This window comes from Candidatus Omnitrophota bacterium (assembly GCA_041650805.1).
In the GTDB taxonomy this organism is placed as follows: domain Bacteria; phylum Omnitrophota; class Gorgyraeia; order 2-01-FULL-45-10; family 2-01-FULL-45-10; genus JBAZKM01.
Window position 1 is genome coordinate 239,100 of sequence record JBAZKM010000001.1, and the last position, 18,401, is coordinate 257,500.

Genomic DNA, 18,401 nt, shown 5'->3' on the forward strand with positions numbered 1-18,401 from the left:
TACCCGTAGTTAACCTTTTATGCTGACAAGATTATCTTTTATCTTCTTCAGCTGGATCTCCAGTTCGGACCTGCGCTCATCCTGCCGCCTGACTACGTCCTCCGGGGCCTTCGACAGGAAATTCTTGTCCTTCAGGCGCCCGCTTATGGAACGTATCTCGAGTTCTATCCTCGCCCCTTCCTTTTTGAGGCGCTCGCTCTCTTTCTTAAAATCTATGAGGCCTTCCAGCGGCATGTATACTTCGTAACCCGGCACCACCGTGACAGCCGAATTCGCCGGCTTCGATATGCGCCCTATCTCTATATCCGATATCTTAGCAAGGCGTTTTATGATCTCGACGTTCTCAGAAAGAAGCTGTCCGTCCTTTTTGTCGGCTACGTTCACGAGAGACCGTATCTGCCGCTGGGGTTCTATATTCCACACGGCACGCATATTCCTTATGGCCGTTATCAGCTGTATGATCGTCCCCATATCTGTCTCGGCATCTTTCGATATCATCTCTTCCTGAACGTGCGGCCAGGGAGAGGTCATTATCGAAGCGGAAACGCTGTCCTTGTCCCGCGGGAGTTTCTGCCATATCTCTTCCGTGACGAAAGGCATTACCGGATGGAGCATCCTGAGCGACTTCTCCAGGACCTTATAGAGTATGACCTGGGTCGCCTTCTCGCCGAGAGAGGATTTGGCTATCTCGATATACCAGTCGCAGAATTCGTGCCACAGGAACTCATATATGGAGTTTGCCGCCTCGTTGAACTTGTAACCGTCGATACTTTCCCCTACGGCGGAAAGGGTGGAATAGAACCTTGAGAGTATCCATCTCTGTGGAAGCGACAGCTTCATAGCTTTGAAGAAGACGCACATATCCACACCGATCTCTTCCTCTTTCAGGTTCATCAGTATGAACCTGGAGGCGTTCCAGAGCTTGTTCGCGAAGTTCCTGCCGAGTTCGAACTTGCTCTCGGACAGGAATACGTCCTGCCCCTGGGCCGTGATCGATATTATGCTGAACCTGAGAGCATCGGTGCCGTATTTCTTTATCATGTCGAGCGGGTCTATTATATTGCCGAGCGACTTGGACATCTTCGTCCCCGTAATATCGCGCACCGTCCCGTGTATATAGACGTGCCTGAACGGCACGTCGCCCATGAACTCCAGACCCGCCATTATCATCCTCGCGACCCAGAAGAATATGATCTCCTGCGCCGTCACCAGGGTATGCGTCGGGTAGAAGTACTTGAGGTCCTCTGTCCTCTCCGGCCAGCCGAATGTGGAGAACGGCCACAGCCACGATGAGAACCACGTATCGAGCACATCAGGGTCCTGCTCAATCTCCGTCGAACCACATTCAGGGCACTTCGCGGGCCTTGTCTTCGAAACGATGATCCCGCTCCGGTCCACGGTCCACGGTCCACGGTCCACGGTCTTCGTTTTCTCTGTGGACTGTGGACTATCGACTGTGGACTTTATACACTTTTTACAGTAGTAAACCGGGATACGATGGCCCCACCATATCTGCCGGGAGATGCACCAGTCGCGGATATTCTCCATCCAGTCGAGATATACCTTGGTCCATCTTTCGGGATAGAACCTGACCTTTCCTTTTTTGACCGCGTCGATAGCAGGTTTGGCAAGCGGCTTCATCTTCACGAACCATTGCGGAGAGAGCCGCGGCTCTATCATGGTATGGCAGCGATAGCAGTGGCCTACGGCGTGGCGGTGCGGCTCCGATCTCACGAAGAGACCGCGTTCTTTCAGGTCTTCGAGTATCGCTTCGCGCGCCTCAAAACGGTCCATCCCTTCGTATTCGCCGCCTTCAGAGTTTATGGTCGCATTGTCGTTCATCACGTTTATCTCGGGGAGGGCATGCTTCCTGCCCAGCTCGAAATCGACAGGATCATGCGCCGGCGTGACCTTGAGGGCCCCGGTGCCGAACTTCAGATCGACTATAGGATCGAATATGACCTTAAGCTCCCGGTTTATGAGCGGGAGGATGAGCGTCTTGCCTTTCAGGTCTTTATAACGCTTATCTTTGGGATTTACCGCTATAGCGACATCGCCCAGCATCGTCTCCGGCCTCGTCGTAGCTACGATAACGTAGCTTTCAGCTTTCAGCTCACAGCTTTCAGCTTTTCTTTTTTTGCTGATAGCTGACGGCTGACGGCTGAAAGCTGACTTCACCGGATACTTTATGTAATACAACATCCCCTCTACGTCTTTATGCTGCGACTCTTCATCGGATAATGCGGTCTGGCACCTGGGACACCAGTTTATGATGTAATTACCTTTATAGATGAGGCCCTTATCATATAATCTCGTGAAGACCTCCAGGACCGCGTCAGAAAGCCCTTCATCCATGGTGAAACGGATCCTCTGCCAATCGCAGGAGCAGCCGAGCTTCTTGAGCTGGCGCACTATAGTAGAGCCGTACTCTTCGCGCCATCTCCACACCTCTTCAACGAACTTTTCCCTGCCCAGGTCGCCCCGCTTCACCCCCGCCTGAGCGAGCTTCTTCTCGACCACGTTCTGGGTCGCTATGCCGGCGTGGTCCGTGCCGGGCATCCATTCGGCCTCGAAGCCCTGCATGCGTTTAAAGCGTATGAGGATATCCTGGATGGTATCGTTCAGGGCATGGCCCATGTGGAGTATGCCGGTTATATTGGGCGGAGGTATTACTATAGAATATGGTCTCTTCCGAGGGTCGGGTCCGGCGTGAAAATACCCCTTCTCTTCCCATAACCTGTATATGCCGTCCTCGACATCGTGAGGATTATATGCCTTGGGTAGCTCTGCCATCATTCCCCGGTCTCGATATAATTCGAAAGGAGCGCGATCGTCTTTTCGTTGTCGCTTGTCTCGAGATACATCCTCGATGACCCGCCGGCGGAAGGCGATGTCAGGTAGAGATGTTTTATGTCTATCTTATTATTCCCCAGCTCGGTCGTCACCACCTTGAGAGAGCCGGGCTTGTTCTCGAGCTCAACGGCCACCACCTCTATCTCCTTGACCGATCTGTACTTCTTTCTCCTGAGCTCTCCGACCACGATAAGGTTGGCGCTCGTGATAAGCAGGAGCTTGGCCGTAGAACCTGTCTCGTATCCGGCCACCGCTTCTATATTGACGCCTTCGGCGGCCAATAAGAGCGCTATGTCGGCCAGGAGGCCGACCTTATTCTTCGTGGTCACAACGATCTCTTCGCTCAATTTCACGCTTTTGATCATATGGTCCCCCTGACGCCCCCTATTATCCCTTGCTGTCCTTCAAAAGTTTATACTCGACCGAATCGACGAGCGCCTGCCAGGATGCGTCGACGACGTTCTCCGAGACGCCTATGGTCCACCAGGAGTCGTCCTTGTCCTGCGACTGGATCAGGACGCGCACGGTCGCGGCGGTGCCCGCCTTTTCATCCAGGACCCTGACCTTATAATCGGTAAGGTGCATCTCGGCAAGCCTTGGGTAGAACTTTTTAAGCGCCTTCCGCAAGGCGCTGTCCAGGGCATTGACCGGGCCGTCGCCCGTAGAGGCGGTATGCTCCGCCTCTTTTCCCACTTTGAGCTTTATCGTGGCCTCGGAGGACATCCTGCCGCCCTTCTTCTTCTCTATGATGACCCTGAAGTTGTCCACATCGAAGAACTCTTTGAATTTTTTCATGATCCGCTTCACGAGAAGTTCCAGGGAGGCCTCCGCCGCTTCGAAGTGGTACCCTTTATGTTCAAGGTCCTGCATGACCTTGAGGATGTTACGCGACTTTTTGCCTCCCTTGCCGATATCTACGTCCCACTCCTCCGCCTTCTTCAAGACGGTCGATTTCCCGGAGAGTTCGGAGACGAGAAGCCGGCGATGGTTCCCGACAAGGTGCGGGTCAACGTGTTCGTAGGTCTTCGGGTTCTTCAATATGGCGTTCACGTGGACGCCCGCCTTGTGGGCGAAGGCGCTGGTGCCCACGAAGGGCTGGTTATCCTGCATCTTCATGTTGCTTATCTCGGAGACGAAGCGGGCTATCTCGGTAAGCTCTCTCAGGGCCAGGTCGGACACGCAGTCGATATCGAGTTTGAGCTTGAGCGCGGCTATGAGAGAGACCAGGTTAGCATTGCCGCACCTCTCGCCATAACCGTTCATAGTCCCCTGTACATGGACACACCCCGCCTGGACCGCGGCTATAGAATTGGCGACCGCCATTTCGCAGTCGTTATGCGTATGGATACCGAGGGGCGTCCTGATCGATCTCCTGACCTCCTCCACTATCTCGAATATCTGAGAGGTTATGGTGCCGCCGTTAGTATCGCAGAGGATTATCCTCTCCGCCCCGGCGCGCTCTGCCGCCGAGAGGACTTTTATGGCATATGCGCTGTTCCCCTTATAGCCGTCAAAAAAGTGCTCGGCGTCGAAAAATACCTTCTTACCTTCGGACCTAAGGAACCCTACGGAATCCTCCACCATCCTGAGGTTCTCATCGAGCTCAACCCCGAAGACATCTTTCACGTGCAGGTCCCAGCTCTTGCCGAAGATGGTGATGAATTCCGTTCCGGCCTCCAGGAGCCAGTTGAGCACCTTGTCGCGCGACGGTTTCGTCATAGCACGGCGCGTGCTGCCGAACGCCACCAGCCTGGCGTTCTTCAGGCGGAGGTCTTTCGCCTTTTTGAAGAAGCTCATATCTTTCGGGTTCGCGCCGGGCCACCCGCCCTCTATGAAATGGATGCCGAGTTCGTCGATCTTCTCGCAGATCCTCAGCTTATCGGCTACCGAGAACGAGATACCCTCCGACTGGGAACCATCCCGAAGCGTAGTGTCGTACAGCTCTATCCCTTTCATCTGATCCTCACTTTTTGCCGAGGCCGAACTTTTCGTGTATGGCCCTCACCGCTTCTTCGCTGTGCTTCCTGCTCACCACGCAGGATATCTTTATCTCGCTCGTCGATATCATCTCTATATTGATACCCTTCTCGGCGAGCGCTTCGAACATGCCAGCGGCAACGCCGGAGTGGCTGCGCATACCTATGCCCACTATGGATATCTTGGCCATATCTTTGTCTATCAGGACCTCTCCCGCGCCTATCTTGCGGGATACCTCTTTTGCCGTCTTCACGGTCCTGGCCAGGTCGCTCCCCGGCACGGTGAACGATACGTCGGTCGCGCCTGTGCGCGATACGTTCTGTATGATCATGTCGACGTTGATGCCCTCTTTAGCGATATCCTTGAATAGCTTTGCCGCGATCCCCGGCTTATCGGGGACATCACAGATGGTGACCTTCGCCTCGTCCTTGGTCAGCGCGACCCCGGACACCACTATATCTTCCATGGCCTTTACCTCCTTAGAGATTATTGTGCCCTCTTTCGAAGAGAAACTTGAACGGACGTGTACTGGGACCCCGAACTTCATGGCGAACTCCACCGAACGGGATTGGAGGACCTGCGCCCCCAGGGACGCCAGCTCGAACATCTCTTCGTAACTCAGCCGGTCTATCTTCCTGGCATTCTTCACTATCCGCGGGTCGGCGGTGAAGACACCCTCGACGTCCGTATACATCTCGCACATCTTTGCCTCCAGGACTTTCGCGAGCGCCACCGCGGTAAGGTTAGACCCGCCCCTGCCGAGCGTCGTTATCTCCTGGTTAAGGTTCACTCCCTGGAACCCGGCCACGATGACTATCTTCCCTTTCTTCAGTTCCTCGCTTATCCGCTTCGCGTTTATGTCTATGATGCGCGCCCTGGTGAAAGAGTTATCGGTGATGATGCCGACCTGCGCCCCGGTAAAAGATATGGCGTCCCTGCCAAGTTCATGTATGGCCATCGCCAGGAGCGCGCACGATACCTGCTCTCCGGTAGATATGAGCATGTCGAGTTCGCGCTCGGACGGCTCTTTTGTGACCTTTTTGGCCATCTCTATAAGATTATCGGTGGTGTCCCCTATCGCCGACACCACCACAACGACGTCGTACCCCTTTCGGCTCGATTCCACGACCCTGCCGGCGACATTCTTTATGCGCTCAACATCGGCGACGCTCGTGCCGCCGTATTTCTGCACTATTATGCCTTTTGACATCTTTCTCCTTTTATGAACATCTCGGTCAATGCCGCGCCGCTCTTGATCTTAACCTTGCCGAGCTCCGCATTCTTCTCGCTGAAGGAGTCAAAACCGTTATGGTCCACGCCTTTCCCGGCCATTACGAAAGGCGCCGGATCGGAGACATGCGTCTTCACGGAGACCGGCGTTGCGTGATCCGACAGGACCATGATCCTGTGATCGCCGGCATCTTTCAGATAACCCCACAGGGCCCCCACAACGAACTTATCAAAATTCTCTATAGCGGCGATCTTCGCCCTCATGTCGCCGTTATGGCCTGCCTCATCGGGGGCCTCCACATGCACAAAGATGAAGTCCTTCTTCTTGAGCGACTCGACCGCGTATGTCCCCTTGCCTTCATAGTTTGTATCATAGTACCCGGTCACCCCGGGTACCGCGATCGGCTCAAGCCCCACGAGCTTTCCTATGCCGTTAACGAGGTCCACCGCGGATATTATGGCGCCCTCCAGGCCGAACATCCCTTTGAAGCTGGGCATATTCGGATTGGTGCCCTGTCCCCAGAGCCATATCATATTAGCCGGGTTCTCTTTCAGGTCCACCCTCACCCTGTTTATCTCATGAGCGTTAAGGATATCCGTGGACCTGCCCATCAGATCCAGTAATATCTCCGCCCCTTTCCCGTGCGGGAGGTTCCTCGATATGCCCTTGCCGCTTATGTCGTGAGGCGGGACGCATTCCGTCCTGAGCAGATCGTCCAGCTCGCCCTGCGACCTTGTCTTTATCACCGCGAGGTTCCGGTAACTCTTGCCGTGGTAGAAACGTATCCTGTCGGTGCCCAATTTATCATTTATATACTCCATCAATATCGCGGATTCCTTGTCGGTGATATGGCCGGCGCTGTAGTCGGCCATCGTGTCGTTGTGTACGGTGACCAGGTTGCACCTGAATGCAACCTCGTTGCTCCCGATCTCTACGCCGATATTCGCGGCCTCGAGAGGCCCCCTGCCCGTATAATACGTCTTCGGGTCATACCCCAGTATGGCGAGGTTCGCTACGTCGCTGGCGGGTTTCATGCCGCGCGGGACCGTCTTCACGAACCCTATCATCCCGGCCTTTGTTATCTCGGCGATGTTCGGTATCTTTGCGACCTCCAGAGGGGTCCTGCCGTCCAGCTCCGCGATCGGCCGGTCGCTCATCCCGTCACCTACAAGTATCGCATACTTCATAACTTCAGTTCCCTTACGATCACGTTGAAGTCGGCCTTGACGATACGCGGCTTCTCGACGCTCGCGATTGCCCTGTCCGGGTCTTTCAGCCCGTGCCCTGTGAGCACACAGACGATACGTATTCGTCGTTCGTTGTTCGTTGTCCGTTGTTCGTTGAAGAATCCTTTTTTCGCCAATTTTAAGATCCCCGCTACGCTCGCGGCGCTCGCCGGCTCGACAAATACGCCTTCTTTATCCGCGAGGACCTTATAGGCCTCAATTATCTCATCATCCGAAACCATATCTATAAGACCGCCGGATTCATCGCGCGCGGCCTCCGCCTGCTTCCAGCTTGCGGGGTTGCCGATCTTTATGGCGGTAGCGATCGTCTTCGGCTCCTTTACGGGGTGACCGAGAACTATGGGCGCCGCGCCCTCGGCCTGGAATCCCAGCATCTTCGGCAGCCGTTTCGAAATACCTTTTTCCCTGTACTCCTTATACCCCTTCCAATAGGCGGTTATATTGCCGGCATTCCCTACGGGTATCGCATGGTACTCGGGGGCATCACCCAATGCGTCGCATATCTCGAACGAACCGGTCTTCTGCCCCTCTATGCGGTACGGGTTGATCGAATTGACGAGGGTGATAGGGAACCTCTCCGTTATCTCACGGACTATCTTCAGGGCGTCGTCGAAATTGCCCCTGACCGCTATCACGGTAGCGCCGTGTATCATGGCCTGCGACAACTTCCCGAGCGCTATCGATCCTTCGGGGATAAGGACTATGCACTTCAACCCGGCCCTTGCCGAATAGCAGGCGGCAGACGCCGAGGTGTTACCGGTCGACGCGCACATGACGGCCTTCGACCCTTCCTCGAGCGCCTTCGATATCGCCATCGTCATGCCCCTGTCCTTAAAAGAGCCGGTCGGGTTCAGCCCTTCATATTTCAGGTATACCTCGAACCCATCCCCCACAAGACCGCTTATATGTGAGGCATGTATCAGGGGGGTATCCCCCTCCTGCAATGTTATGACCGGCGTCTTTTCCGTTACCGGTAAAAACTTCCTGTACTTATCGATCAGGCCCCTGTACATATGTCGCTCTCCATCCGCACCCGTACGGATCTTTTCTTTATGGCGCTCATCCGGTCGATCTCGCGCAAAGCGTCCGTCATATCGCTCTCGCGCGCTTCGTGTGTCATCATGACTATCGGCACGACCTTTGATGCCCGTTTCTCTTTCTGCGTAACGCTCGCTATGCTGATGCCGTGTTTACCCAGTATGCCGGATATCCTGGCAAGCACCCCGGGCCTGTCTATCGCGGAGAAGCGTATATAATACCTGGTCCTCACCTCGTCTATCCTGTGTATGCCGCTGACATCCCTCTTGAAGACCACGCACTTCTCCCTCTTCCTGTGGCAGGAGATACCTCTCGCGATCGCGACTATATCGCTGGCCACCGCGCTCGAGGTCGGGTGCGGTCCGGCGCCTTCGCCGAAGAAGAAGTTCTCCCCGACAAGGTCCCCGTCCACAAGTATGCCGTTATATACACCGTTGACGTTCGCAAGCAGGTGGCCGGCCGGTATAAGCGTAGGATGGACGCGCAGCTCGATAAGGTCTCCGCACCGTTTGGCGATCGCAAGAAGTTTTATCGAGTACCCCAGCTCCCGGGCATATTGTATATCGCTCACTTCGATATCCGTGATCCCTTCGGTATAGATATCGGCCGGACGCGCCGGGATACCGAATCCTAGGAGCGCAAGCACCGCAAGTTTATGGCAGGAGTCGCCCCCGCTTATGTCGAGATACGGATCGCGCTCGGCGTAACCCTTCTCCTGCGCGATCAGGAGCGCCTCTTTGAAGCTGTGCCCGCCCTCCGCCATCTCCGATAATATGAAATTACTCGTCCCGTTTATGATGCCGTATATCAGATTTATCCTGTTTGCGACAAATCCTTCCCTTAAAGCCCTTATGATAGGGATGCCTCCGCCTACGCTCGCCTCAAATCCCACACAAAGCCCCAGCGAGTTGGCGAGGTTGAATATCTCGTATCCCGATTCGGAGAGGAGCGCCTTATTGGCCGTGACCACGTGCTTCCCCTGCCTGAGCGCCTCAAGGATTATCTCTTTGGCAGGCCTCATGCCGCCGATCAGTTCCACGACTATCGATATATCCGGGTCATAGAGGACCTTGCCGATGGACTTTGTCAGTATCTTGCGGCTGACCTTTACGGGCCTTCTGGATCTGAGGTCCTTGTCGCAGATCCTGGCTATCTCTATATCGACGCCTGCCTTCTCGCGCAGGTATGCCCGTTTCGAAGAGAGCGTCCTGACGAGCCCGCTGCCTATCGTCCCGAACCCTATGATGCCTATCTTTATCTTTTTCATATCATCGCCTTTTTGTGATCTCTGCGAGGCAGGAATGGTCGGGGCGGGCGGATTTGAACCGCCGACCCCTTGCACCCCAAGCAAGTGCTCTAGCCGGGCTGAGCCACGCCCCGATCCTAAACCTTCCTCGCCTTTCCTCCCAACTCCTAACTCCTAACTCCCAACTCCCAACTAACAATCCCCTTCCCCTTTAGGCGGCCTCGTCATCAGATCCCGGACGGCGATCTTAGGGTCTTTATTATCATAGAGGACCTTGTATATCTCCGAAACTATTGGCATTTCGACTTTATATTTTTTAGAAAGCTCAAATCCCGATCTCGCGGTGGCCACCCCTTCTATGACCATCTCCGTCTCTTTCAGGACCTCGCTGAGCCTTTTACCCTTCCCTATCTCCTCGCCGAGCCACCTGTTACGGCTGTACTGGCTGACGCATGTGGTCATCAGGTCGCCCAGCCCGCTCAAGCCGTAGAACGTCTCGCGCTTTGCCCCCATCGCCGTGCCCAACCGGACGATCTCTGCCAGACCTCGTGTCAGGAGCGCCGCCTTGGAATTTGTGCCGAAACCCATGGCATCCGCCGCGCCCGCCGCAATGGCTATGATATTTTTTATAGAGCCGCCCAGCTCTACTCCTATCACATCGCCGGAGGTGTAGACCCTGAACCGCTCGGTCATGAAGATATCCTGCACCTCTTTTGCCAGGGCCGTTTCGCGGGAAGACGCCACGATGGTCGTCGGTATGCCGTTCGCCACCTCCAGGGCTATCGTCGGCCCCGAAAGGACCGCGAGAGGGACGCCGCCGAGGACATCTTCTATGACCTCTGACATGCGCTTTAATGTCTTATTCTCTATACCCTTGGTCACGCTGACAAATGCCTTGCCCGACATGCCGTTCATCTTGAGCATGGTCAGGACCCCGCGCATGAACTGGGACGGCACTGCCAGTATTACCATATCCTTATCCCTCAGCGCTTCGCCGAGCGAGGCGGTGATATGCACTTCGGGGACGATCCTGATGCCCGGGAGGAACTTTACGTTCTCCCGCTTCTCTTTCAGTATTTCGACGTATTCGGGGAAGGCCCCCCAAAGGCTCACTTCGCAGCCCTTCCGGCAGAGGAGCACCGCAAGCGTCGTCCCCCAACCGCCGTCACCCACTATGCAGACACGTTTATGTATGTCCATATATGATATAATTTTAGTAAATAATTCTAATTAATATAACATAAGGGGCCGGCTTTCGTCAATTCCCTTATTTATACTTCACCTTCATCGCGAGTATATATATGCTCAGGATGAAGGCAATGGCATTCGCCGTGATTATGGGGACGCTCATCGTCATCAGGCCGTAGCATAACCAGAGCAATACTCCGCAGGAGAATATGGCATACATCGGCAGGGAGAGGTCATGCGTACGTTTGGTGCGGTGTATCCTGACTACCTGCGGGAGGAAAGAGACCGTCGTGCAAAAGGCGGCTATAGAGCCTATCAGATTTATCATCTCCTTTTCCGCCATCACTTTGACACCCCCTTTCCCAGTGTCAGGTCATAGACGGTTTCCCTGTCCAGCTCTCTGAACTTTCCCTCACCGAGGGCGTCCAATTTCAGACCGCCTATCCTCACCCTCCTGAGGTCTATCACATTCAATCCCAGCTTTTTAAAGATGCGCCTCAGGTGGCGTTTCTTTCCTTCGGCCGCGATCACTTCCAGCTCTGTCACGCCGCCCGCTGATCTCACTATTTTGCACGAACGCACGTTCAGCACATCGCCTTTGTCCGCGATACCGCGCCTCACCTGCTCGAGCTGGTCCTCTGTGACAGCGGAATCAACGGAGACCGCGTACTCTTTTTCGATCTCGAACCTGGGATGGGTCAACCGGTGGCAGAGGTCCCCGTCCGTCGTCAGGAGGATGAGGCCCCGGGAATCTTTGTCGAGCCGGCCGACCGGATAGATGCGGCCGTATCTTTTCGGTATCATATCGATGATCTTACGGGAAGCGAACCTGTCTTCGAGCGTTACGGTGACGCCTTTCGGCTTATTGAAGGCCAGATATGCCTCTCTCTGCGAACCGACATCCTTGCCGTCGACCGTCACATGCGCGTCTTCTTTTACTTCGTGCCACGGTTCGCGCACCACCCGGCCTCCGACGCACACCCTTCCCTCTTTTATATACGCGACCGCTTTTCTCCTGGCGCAGAGACCCGCTTTAGCTATGAAGGCGTTCAGACGCATGGCACTTCAGCCGGTCCCGTCGCCGGCGCCGGACCCGCCCCGTTCCTCACTGCCTCTTTCCCTTCCGCCGCGCGGCCTTCACCATGCGGGCGTAGGCCTGGTCGGGGCTCCTGCCTTCCGTAATGTTATTGGCGAATATCGCCGCATAACCCCTGCGATTTCTTATTTTGAAGATCCTGACCTTGCTCCTTTTAAGTTCCATCTCTTCTCCTTATGTGACTTTATATACCCTGTCGCCCTCGTGGACCTTCTGCGAAACTTTTATCCCCGCGCTCTCTCCCGCCTTCGCCTCGGTCACGACCACGTGCTCTATCTGCATAGAAGAGACATCCTCAAAAAAGTCGGCCGTCTGGCCTTTGATATGCACCCTGTCCCCTATCTTAAGCCCGTCACTGAGCGCGATTATACCGACCCCCACTTTACCGAAATAATGCGCGACCTTCCCTATCTCCTTTTCCATACGCCGCCTCCTTTTTAAAGTTCATTCCGCCATGACCCGCGTCACCTCATCGAACGTCTCATGCGGATCGTAGTAACCTATATTGCCGCTGCCCAGCATCATGTACATCGCCGCGTTGACATACGGGTTGACGGTATCATCGTCCCTGTATATCCTCATGACGAGCTTGCCGGATTCGCTGTAGAACTTCCTCTCGATAGGTTTCCCGAATTCATCATACGATACCTGCAGCATGACCTGCGAGCCGCTGTAACGCCATCTCATAGCCGCCCATCCGTCTATCCCCGGCTTCAGCCGGCCGTTCGAATCGTACAGGGCCTCTTCCAGCATATTGCCGCGCTCGTCAAACTTTTCCACCCGTTCGATGGAGCCGCCGATCCCGCAGTATACCTTAGCTTTCATCTTGCCCGTCTGGGCGCTGTAGATCGTACACTGCCTGACCTTCCCGTTGTCCCAATACAGGAACTCCTTGAGGCTCTTCACCTCCCCGTCCGCATATGCGCTGCCAAGCAGGCAACTGCCCCATAAAAGGACCGCCGCTACGGATACGACGTGCTTTTTCATGATCATGAGTTACTCTATCCCTATGGTGCTCTCTATTATATAACCCGGCCTCTGTTTCAGCTCGCGGTATATGCGGCCGATATAGAGGCCCTGTACACCGATAGCGCATAAGATAACACCCGACAGAAAGAATATGGCCGCCGCAGTAAGACCCGGCCTGTCAAAACCGGACGCGCCGATAAGCGCGGTCAGCGCGGCCCATGCAAAATAGACGAAGACCGCTGTCATTACGAGGATGCCCGACAAAAGCGACAGATAGAGAGGGGTTTCGGAAAAAGATGTGAGGCCCCGTACGAACATCTCGGCCGGGCCGATGCTCTTTATCAAAGGGAAGTGCCCTCTTCCGGCGAGGCGGGGAGCGCGCTTATAATATACCTTATCCTGCTTAAAACCGACCCATACAGCCAATCCTCTCATATACGGGTCGTCTTCATTTACCCGGGTTATCGCGTCGATGGCCCGGCGGGAAAGCAGCTTGAAGTCACCTGCGTCTTCCGGTATCTTCAGGCCGGCAAAGAGATTGATCACCCTGTAGGCTATATTGGCGAGCCATATCTTTGATGCCCTCTCCCCCTCCCTGGCCGTCCTGATGGTATGTACGACGTCGGCCCCTTCTCTCCATTTCGCGAGAAGCGACGGGATCACCTCCGGAGGGTCCTGCAGGTCCGCATCCATATAGATAGCGGCATCCCCTTTTGAATTACGCAGACCTGCCATCAGGCAGGGGCCCACGCCGAACCTCCTGGACATGTTTATGATCTTGATATTTTTATTCCCGGCATGAAACCCCTTGAGCACCTCGAGAGAACCGTCCGAAGAAGAGTCATTCACAAAGACCATCTCATACTCCGTTTTAAGCGGTCCCAGGACGGCGAGTACGCGTTCTATGAGTTTGGGGATGACATCCTCTTCGTTCCGAAAAGAAAATATTATTGATATCAAAGGTCTCTACCTCCTTTCGCCTCTCCCGGAGCATCCTCCAGTACGAGGACGAGCAGTTTTGGGACAAAATTCCATTCCCGCGCCATATAACTTAGACCGATATCGGGCATCTTCCTGGGCGTATATCCGGCCTTAAGGGCGGCGTAATAGGTATGACAGTCATCTCTATTTATGACCAGGGACCTGAAATGCCTTATAGCCGCCAGCCCGGAGATCCCTCCCCCATACAGCTTTTTGAACTGCAGGTGCGCCAGGGCGTCGAAGATCACGACGGGATATTCGCCGTTCGTCGAATACCACGGGAGATCGAAGGGGTATATGTTGTTAAAGAGGGGCTTCGGGAGAGTATCGAAGTACTGACCCAGCGATCTCTTTTGCCTGTGCTCCTCTTTTGTGGCCAGGGCCAGGCAGCCGATCTTATTGAAAAATATGAGCTGGGCCGCCGGGAATACGGCCATGCATAAGATGAGAGACGTTGCGGCTACCGCGGCCTTCGATCGTATAGCGCCCTCTTTCATGGAGACCATCGCGGAGAGCAGCACGGACGAGAGCGTCGACGCGACTATGGAGGCCTCGATGAGCTGGTTCCTGTTGGTCCCTATGAGCGTAAGCGCATAACCGCTGCCCGCCAGGGCGATAACGGCCATGTACACCAGCGGGACAAGGCGCTGACGGAAGACGCGCTCGAACCCTATCTTGTCAAAACCGCCGCTCCTGTGTATAACGAGAAGAAGATACGGCCAGAATGCCCAGAAGAAAGGGCTGACAAGCAAGCCTCTTGATATCATATACAGGAAATGCGCCAGGGAAGGGTTCTGCCCCAGGTTCGCCGCAACGGTGTTGATCTTATAGTTGTCGCCTCCTATAAGAAAGACCGCCATCACCATCAAAGACCATGGGACGGCCAATTCCAGCGATCGTCTCCAGTCCCTTTTTTGGACCAGCAGGTACAGGACCGTCCCGGCGAATATCCATATATATGACTGTTTGAAAGACCACGCGAGGAAGAAGAGTACCGAAGCGGCCAGGATCTTCCGGGCAGAATTTTCGTCGTATCCGCGCAGGAATATAAAAAACGCCGATACGGCGAGTGCCGCGGCGGGTATATCGGGACGGGTCGTCATAGCCCACCATCCCGTGATATGCGTGCCGAACCATACTATGAACGCGATAATACCGAAAAATACCCTGCTTGCCGGGTTATCGTAAGGACGCGCCAGGTAACACATCAGGCGCCAGTGCATGAAAGAACCGAATACGGCGAACGACAACGTCAATAACTTCCCGTGAAGAAGTATCCCGGAATTAGTTATATTGAAGACCGAGAGGACGGCCGCATAAAAGAAGTAGAAGAGGTAATTATATCCTGTCAGGCCATAGAAGATGGCGTCGGGGTATTCATACAGCGGGAACCCTCTCTGGACCTTCCAGATGCCGTACACATGGAGCTCTTCATCTCCGACGGTCCTGAAGAGGTCCCAATATTCAAGTACAGAGAGTAACCTTACGGCGAAGACGGCCAGGGAGAGCAAAAAGACGATTGCGGCGGCTATCAGGACATACTTCATGGGACCCACTTTATGATCTACCCTAACGTTCATGATCCATGCACCCTTACTCACCCCGCGTCTTGGACTCTATCGCTTTCTCGACCGAAGCCAGCAGGCGGTCCGGATCCACCGGTTTTACGAGATAATCGACCACGCCCAGTTTGTATGCCTTTTTTTTGTCCGTATCTTTATCCAGGGCAGAGAGTATGATGATGGGTATCCCGATGCCCTGCGGGTCCCTGTCAAGCATCTCGCAGACCTCCATGCCTCCTATATCCGGTATAAGGAGATCGAGCAGTATGAGATCGGGTCTGAATTTATGGACCCTCGACAGGATATCCCTGGTGTCGGCGAGGACCGCGACTTCATACTTACCGGTATTCTCGAGACGCATGCGTATCATATCCGCAAAATCTACCTCGTCATCCACCATCAGTATCTTCCGCTTTTCCATATCTACCCCTGCGTTCTATCCAGTATCATTCCCGCATCCCTTTCATCATATCCGATATATCCGGCATTGCGAACTTCTGGTACCCGGACGGTATCTCGAATAACGAATCGTCCTGGGCCCCTACCATAAGGTTCCGGTATTCCACCGACCAGCTCCCGTCTTCGGCGGCCGTCTTCAGGGGGATGCCGGAAACCGGGTCGATCCACTGGAATACGGTTGCCCGGCCTTCCTTCGACGTATAGACGATCAGGTATTTGTCCGTCATCTTGCCGTCGACGGTATCTTTGCCGACAAGCGTGCGCTCCATCTCGCCCGGCATCTTTTCGGTGGCCCCGGCTATCCTCTCGGGATCGAGCTTCTGCTCCATATACATATTCTGCTGCGGCATAAGCACCCATGCCACATCCTTATCCATCCTCGTTATCGTAACGGCGCCTGCCATATCCATGCGCACCTTGTCTTTGGCGGCGAATATCTTTCCTGTAAAACTACCCGCCCTGGTCGTACTGACCATGTCGGCGGAAAAATCGAGAGCCAGCGCCGCAGTGGAACAGGCCGCGCTGACCAGTATTCCCATAAAGATCAATGCCTTTTTCATCTCTCCCTCCAGTTATCCGTTTCGACCCCAACCGCCTTATTATCTGCTCTTGCCCCTGACGGGTATGCCTTTAGCCCGCAGTTCGTCGGTCTTCTCTTTGGAACATTTCATACACAGGAACTTGGGTTTTGAGTCGCTCTTGTCATAACCGGCGGTCTTCACCAGCCGCCACAGGCGCGAGACCGCACCGCACTGGTCGCATTTGCCTTCTTTTATATGCCATACCTCGACCGCCTTGGATGTAAAAATGAATTTGTCCACCCAGAAGAATATGGCGCCCCCGATCAGATTTGCTATGACCGTTGCCTTCAGGCTTGTGCCTAAATTCTTCACCACAAGCCATAATATGGGGGTGCTCAGCTGCCACCGTATAAGATACAGCACAAATCTTCTCATCTTACTTTCCTCATCTCCGTTTTATATGTATTATATGTCTTCTGATCGAAACATACAAATAGAACCTTATCTATCTCCCTGTTCACCGACAGGAATTCTCTCACCGTCTTGACTGCTATGCGGGCGGCTCTTTCTGGCGGGAAGGCGTACGCCCCGGTGCTTATCGCGGGAAATGCTATCGTCCTGATGCCGTTCTCCTTCGCTATACGGAGGGAATTCGAATAACAGCTTGCGAGAAGCGCGACTTCGTTCGTATTGCCGCCGTGCCACACCGGCCCGACAGCGTGTATAACGAATCTGGCGGGGAGACCATATCCTCCGGTCAGTTTCGCCTCTCCGGTCCTGCATCCCCCGAGCCCCGCACATTCCCTGAGAAGGTCCGGGCCTGCGGCCCTGTGGATAGCACCGTCGACACCGCCGCCGCCCAAGAGCGAGGTATTCGCGGCGTTCACTATCGCGTCGACCTTCTCTTTGGTTATGTCACCCAGCACTACCTCTATCCTTGCCATCTCTATCCCGCGCCGTTCACGATACGGGACTCGGCTCCCCCGGATCTCGGCTTCACCAGAGAAAGCATTACATTAAAAGCCGTCCTCATTATCGTAATCATGCCAAAACGCCTTAAGGCAGGCATCCACCTCCACCAGCAGGAATAGATCCTCAAAAGCGCTTTCCGCTGTATATCGACCAGTTCCTGCGCCCGCATGCCGTTTACCTCCATCACCGCCGAACCGTAACGCTGGAACTTCCGGAAACTCCGCTCGATCAGTTTAAGCCCGTATTCGCCGCGTTCCGCCATCTTCAGCATCTCGGTGCCGGGATAAGGAACGGCGACGTTCAGGGTAACATGCTGTATCTCCCTGTGCGCGCACAGATACCGGACGGTCCCTCTGATGCTTTCGCGGGTATCGCCGGGGAGCCCGATGATCACCGAGTTGGTCGTTTCGATCCCAAGGCGGTTATTTATCCTGTTCGCGTCAATATATGACCCCATGGGGATATCTTTTTTTATGATCTTCCTGATCTTTTCATCGACGCTCTCCAACCCGAAGCTCATGCGTATAAGACCGCACTCCTTAAGCCGTATGGCCATCTCCTCGTCCCATAGGTCCGCGCGCGAGCTGCCCTCGAAGGTAAATTTCAACCCGTGCTCTTGTATGGCATCGCATAATCGCATGATATACCCTCTGTCGAGCGTCAATATGTCATCGATAAAATAGATATGCTCGGCCCCGTACCGGTTGACGATGCTGTCAAGCTCGGCGATAACGTTACCGATGCTCCGCCTCCTCACCACTTTGCCATACAGGTCGCTCGCGCAGAAGACGCACGAAAACGGGCACCCGCGCGACATCTGGACCGACGTGTAGCGCCTGGTGCCATGCGGTGTGCCTAAAAGATAGAGATCATTCTTGAGCAGTTCCCTGTCCGGAAGGGGCGCGGCATCGAGATCCGTAAGGATGGGCGCGGCGCCTTTATAGAGTATCCTGCCGCGGTCGGTCATCATGACGCCGGGGACTTCCGGATTCCGGTTGCCGTTCCCGACCTGCCCGAGAAATGAAGCGAACGTCGTTTCGCATTCGCCGATCACGGCATAG

At 54.7% G+C, this 18,401-nt stretch carries 20 protein-coding genes and 1 tRNA gene (1 of these 21 only partly in view); all 21 read right to left on the reverse strand.

All coding sequences use genetic code 11. The features are described 5' to 3' along the window. Positions 1-9: 9 nt before the first annotated feature. A complete protein-coding gene (locus tag WC515_01355) occupies positions 10-2,796 on the reverse strand; it encodes a valine--tRNA ligase (GenBank protein ID MFA5146018.1) in 2,787 nt (928 codons plus the stop codon). Then, positions 2,793-3,218: a hypothetical protein gene (locus WC515_01360; GenBank protein ID MFA5146019.1), complete on the reverse strand. Its 426-nt coding sequence runs from the start codon at positions 3,216-3,218 to the stop codon at positions 2,793-2,795. The genes WC515_01355 and WC515_01360 overlap by 4 nt, the downstream gene beginning before the upstream one ends. Positions 3,219-3,240: 22 nt before the next feature. Continuing rightward, entirely contained in the window at positions 3,241-4,809 is a 1,569-nt protein-coding gene (gene cimA / locus WC515_01365; protein MFA5146020.1) for a citramalate synthase, read from the reverse strand. Positions 4,810-4,816: 7 nt separating this feature from the next. Beyond that, positions 4,817-6,040 (reverse strand): aspartate kinase, encoded by a 1,224-nt coding sequence (locus WC515_01370; GenBank protein ID MFA5146021.1) that lies wholly within the window; start codon positions 6,038-6,040, stop codon positions 4,817-4,819. Further along, positions 6,025-7,248: a cofactor-independent phosphoglycerate mutase gene (locus tag WC515_01375; protein ID MFA5146022.1), complete on the reverse strand. Its 1,224-nt coding sequence runs from the start codon at positions 7,246-7,248 to the stop codon at positions 6,025-6,027. Before WC515_01375 ends, WC515_01370 begins: the two co-directional genes overlap by 16 nt. Next, on the reverse strand, positions 7,245-8,321 hold the full coding sequence (thrC, locus tag WC515_01380; GenBank protein MFA5146023.1) for a threonine synthase: 1,077 nt from the start codon (positions 8,319-8,321) through the stop codon (positions 7,245-7,247). Before thrC ends, WC515_01375 begins: the two co-directional genes overlap by 4 nt. Beyond that, positions 8,306-9,613: a homoserine dehydrogenase gene (locus WC515_01385; protein ID MFA5146024.1), complete on the reverse strand. Its 1,308-nt coding sequence runs from the start codon at positions 9,611-9,613 to the stop codon at positions 8,306-8,308. Before WC515_01385 ends, thrC begins: the two co-directional genes overlap by 16 nt. Before the next feature lie 35 nt (positions 9,614-9,648). Continuing rightward, positions 9,649-9,726 (reverse strand) — tRNA-Pro (locus WC515_01390). A gap of 58 nt (positions 9,727-9,784) precedes the next feature. Next, positions 9,785-10,792 (reverse strand): NAD(P)H-dependent glycerol-3-phosphate dehydrogenase, encoded by a 1,008-nt coding sequence (locus WC515_01395; protein MFA5146025.1) that lies wholly within the window; start codon positions 10,790-10,792, stop codon positions 9,785-9,787. A 67-nt stretch (positions 10,793-10,859) separates the two neighbouring features. Continuing rightward, positions 10,860-11,108, reverse strand: a complete 249-nt coding sequence (locus WC515_01400) for a SemiSWEET transporter (protein MFA5146026.1) — start codon at positions 11,106-11,108, stop codon at positions 10,860-10,862. 14 nt (positions 11,109-11,122) lie between these two features. Continuing rightward, a complete protein-coding gene (locus tag WC515_01405) occupies positions 11,123-11,839 on the reverse strand; it encodes a pseudouridine synthase (GenBank protein MFA5146027.1) in 717 nt (238 codons plus the stop codon). A 46-nt stretch (positions 11,840-11,885) separates the two neighbouring features. Then, a complete protein-coding gene (locus tag WC515_01410) occupies positions 11,886-12,041 on the reverse strand; it encodes a hypothetical protein (protein ID MFA5146028.1) in 156 nt (51 codons plus the stop codon). Between the two features lie 9 nt (positions 12,042-12,050). After that, the gene (locus tag WC515_01415; GenBank protein MFA5146029.1) at positions 12,051-12,299 is read right to left on the reverse strand and encodes a hypothetical protein; all 249 of its coding nucleotides are present in this window, start codon (positions 12,297-12,299) and stop codon (positions 12,051-12,053) included. A gap of 21 nt (positions 12,300-12,320) precedes the next feature. Continuing rightward, positions 12,321-12,869, reverse strand: a complete 549-nt coding sequence (locus tag WC515_01420; protein ID MFA5146030.1) for a hypothetical protein — start codon at positions 12,867-12,869, stop codon at positions 12,321-12,323. A gap of 3 nt (positions 12,870-12,872) precedes the next feature. After that, the gene (locus WC515_01425; GenBank protein MFA5146031.1) at positions 12,873-13,805 is read right to left on the reverse strand and encodes a glycosyltransferase family 2 protein; all 933 of its coding nucleotides are present in this window, start codon (positions 13,803-13,805) and stop codon (positions 12,873-12,875) included. After that, entirely contained in the window at positions 13,802-15,406 is a 1,605-nt protein-coding gene (locus WC515_01430) for a hypothetical protein (protein ID MFA5146032.1), read from the reverse strand. The genes WC515_01425 and WC515_01430 overlap by 4 nt, the downstream gene beginning before the upstream one ends. 13 nt (positions 15,407-15,419) lie before the next feature. Next, entirely contained in the window at positions 15,420-15,809 is a 390-nt protein-coding gene (locus WC515_01435) for a response regulator (protein MFA5146033.1), read from the reverse strand. A gap of 25 nt (positions 15,810-15,834) precedes the next feature. Continuing rightward, the gene (locus WC515_01440) at positions 15,835-16,407 is read right to left on the reverse strand and encodes a hypothetical protein (protein MFA5146034.1); all 573 of its coding nucleotides are present in this window, start codon (positions 16,405-16,407) and stop codon (positions 15,835-15,837) included. A gap of 39 nt (positions 16,408-16,446) precedes the next feature. Further along, on the reverse strand, positions 16,447-16,803 hold the full coding sequence (locus WC515_01445; protein MFA5146035.1) for a hypothetical protein: 357 nt from the start codon (positions 16,801-16,803) through the stop codon (positions 16,447-16,449). Further along, a complete protein-coding gene (locus WC515_01450; GenBank protein MFA5146036.1) occupies positions 16,800-17,312 on the reverse strand; it encodes an O-acetyl-ADP-ribose deacetylase in 513 nt (170 codons plus the stop codon). The genes WC515_01445 and WC515_01450 overlap by 4 nt, the downstream gene beginning before the upstream one ends. A 2-nt stretch (positions 17,313-17,314) precedes the next feature. Continuing rightward, positions 17,315-18,401: the 3' portion of a radical SAM protein gene (locus WC515_01455; protein ID MFA5146037.1), read on the reverse strand. The gene runs 359 nt beyond the window's last position; only the last 1,087 of its 1,446 coding nucleotides appear in the window; its start codon lies off the right edge, out of view; it ends in the stop codon at positions 17,315-17,317.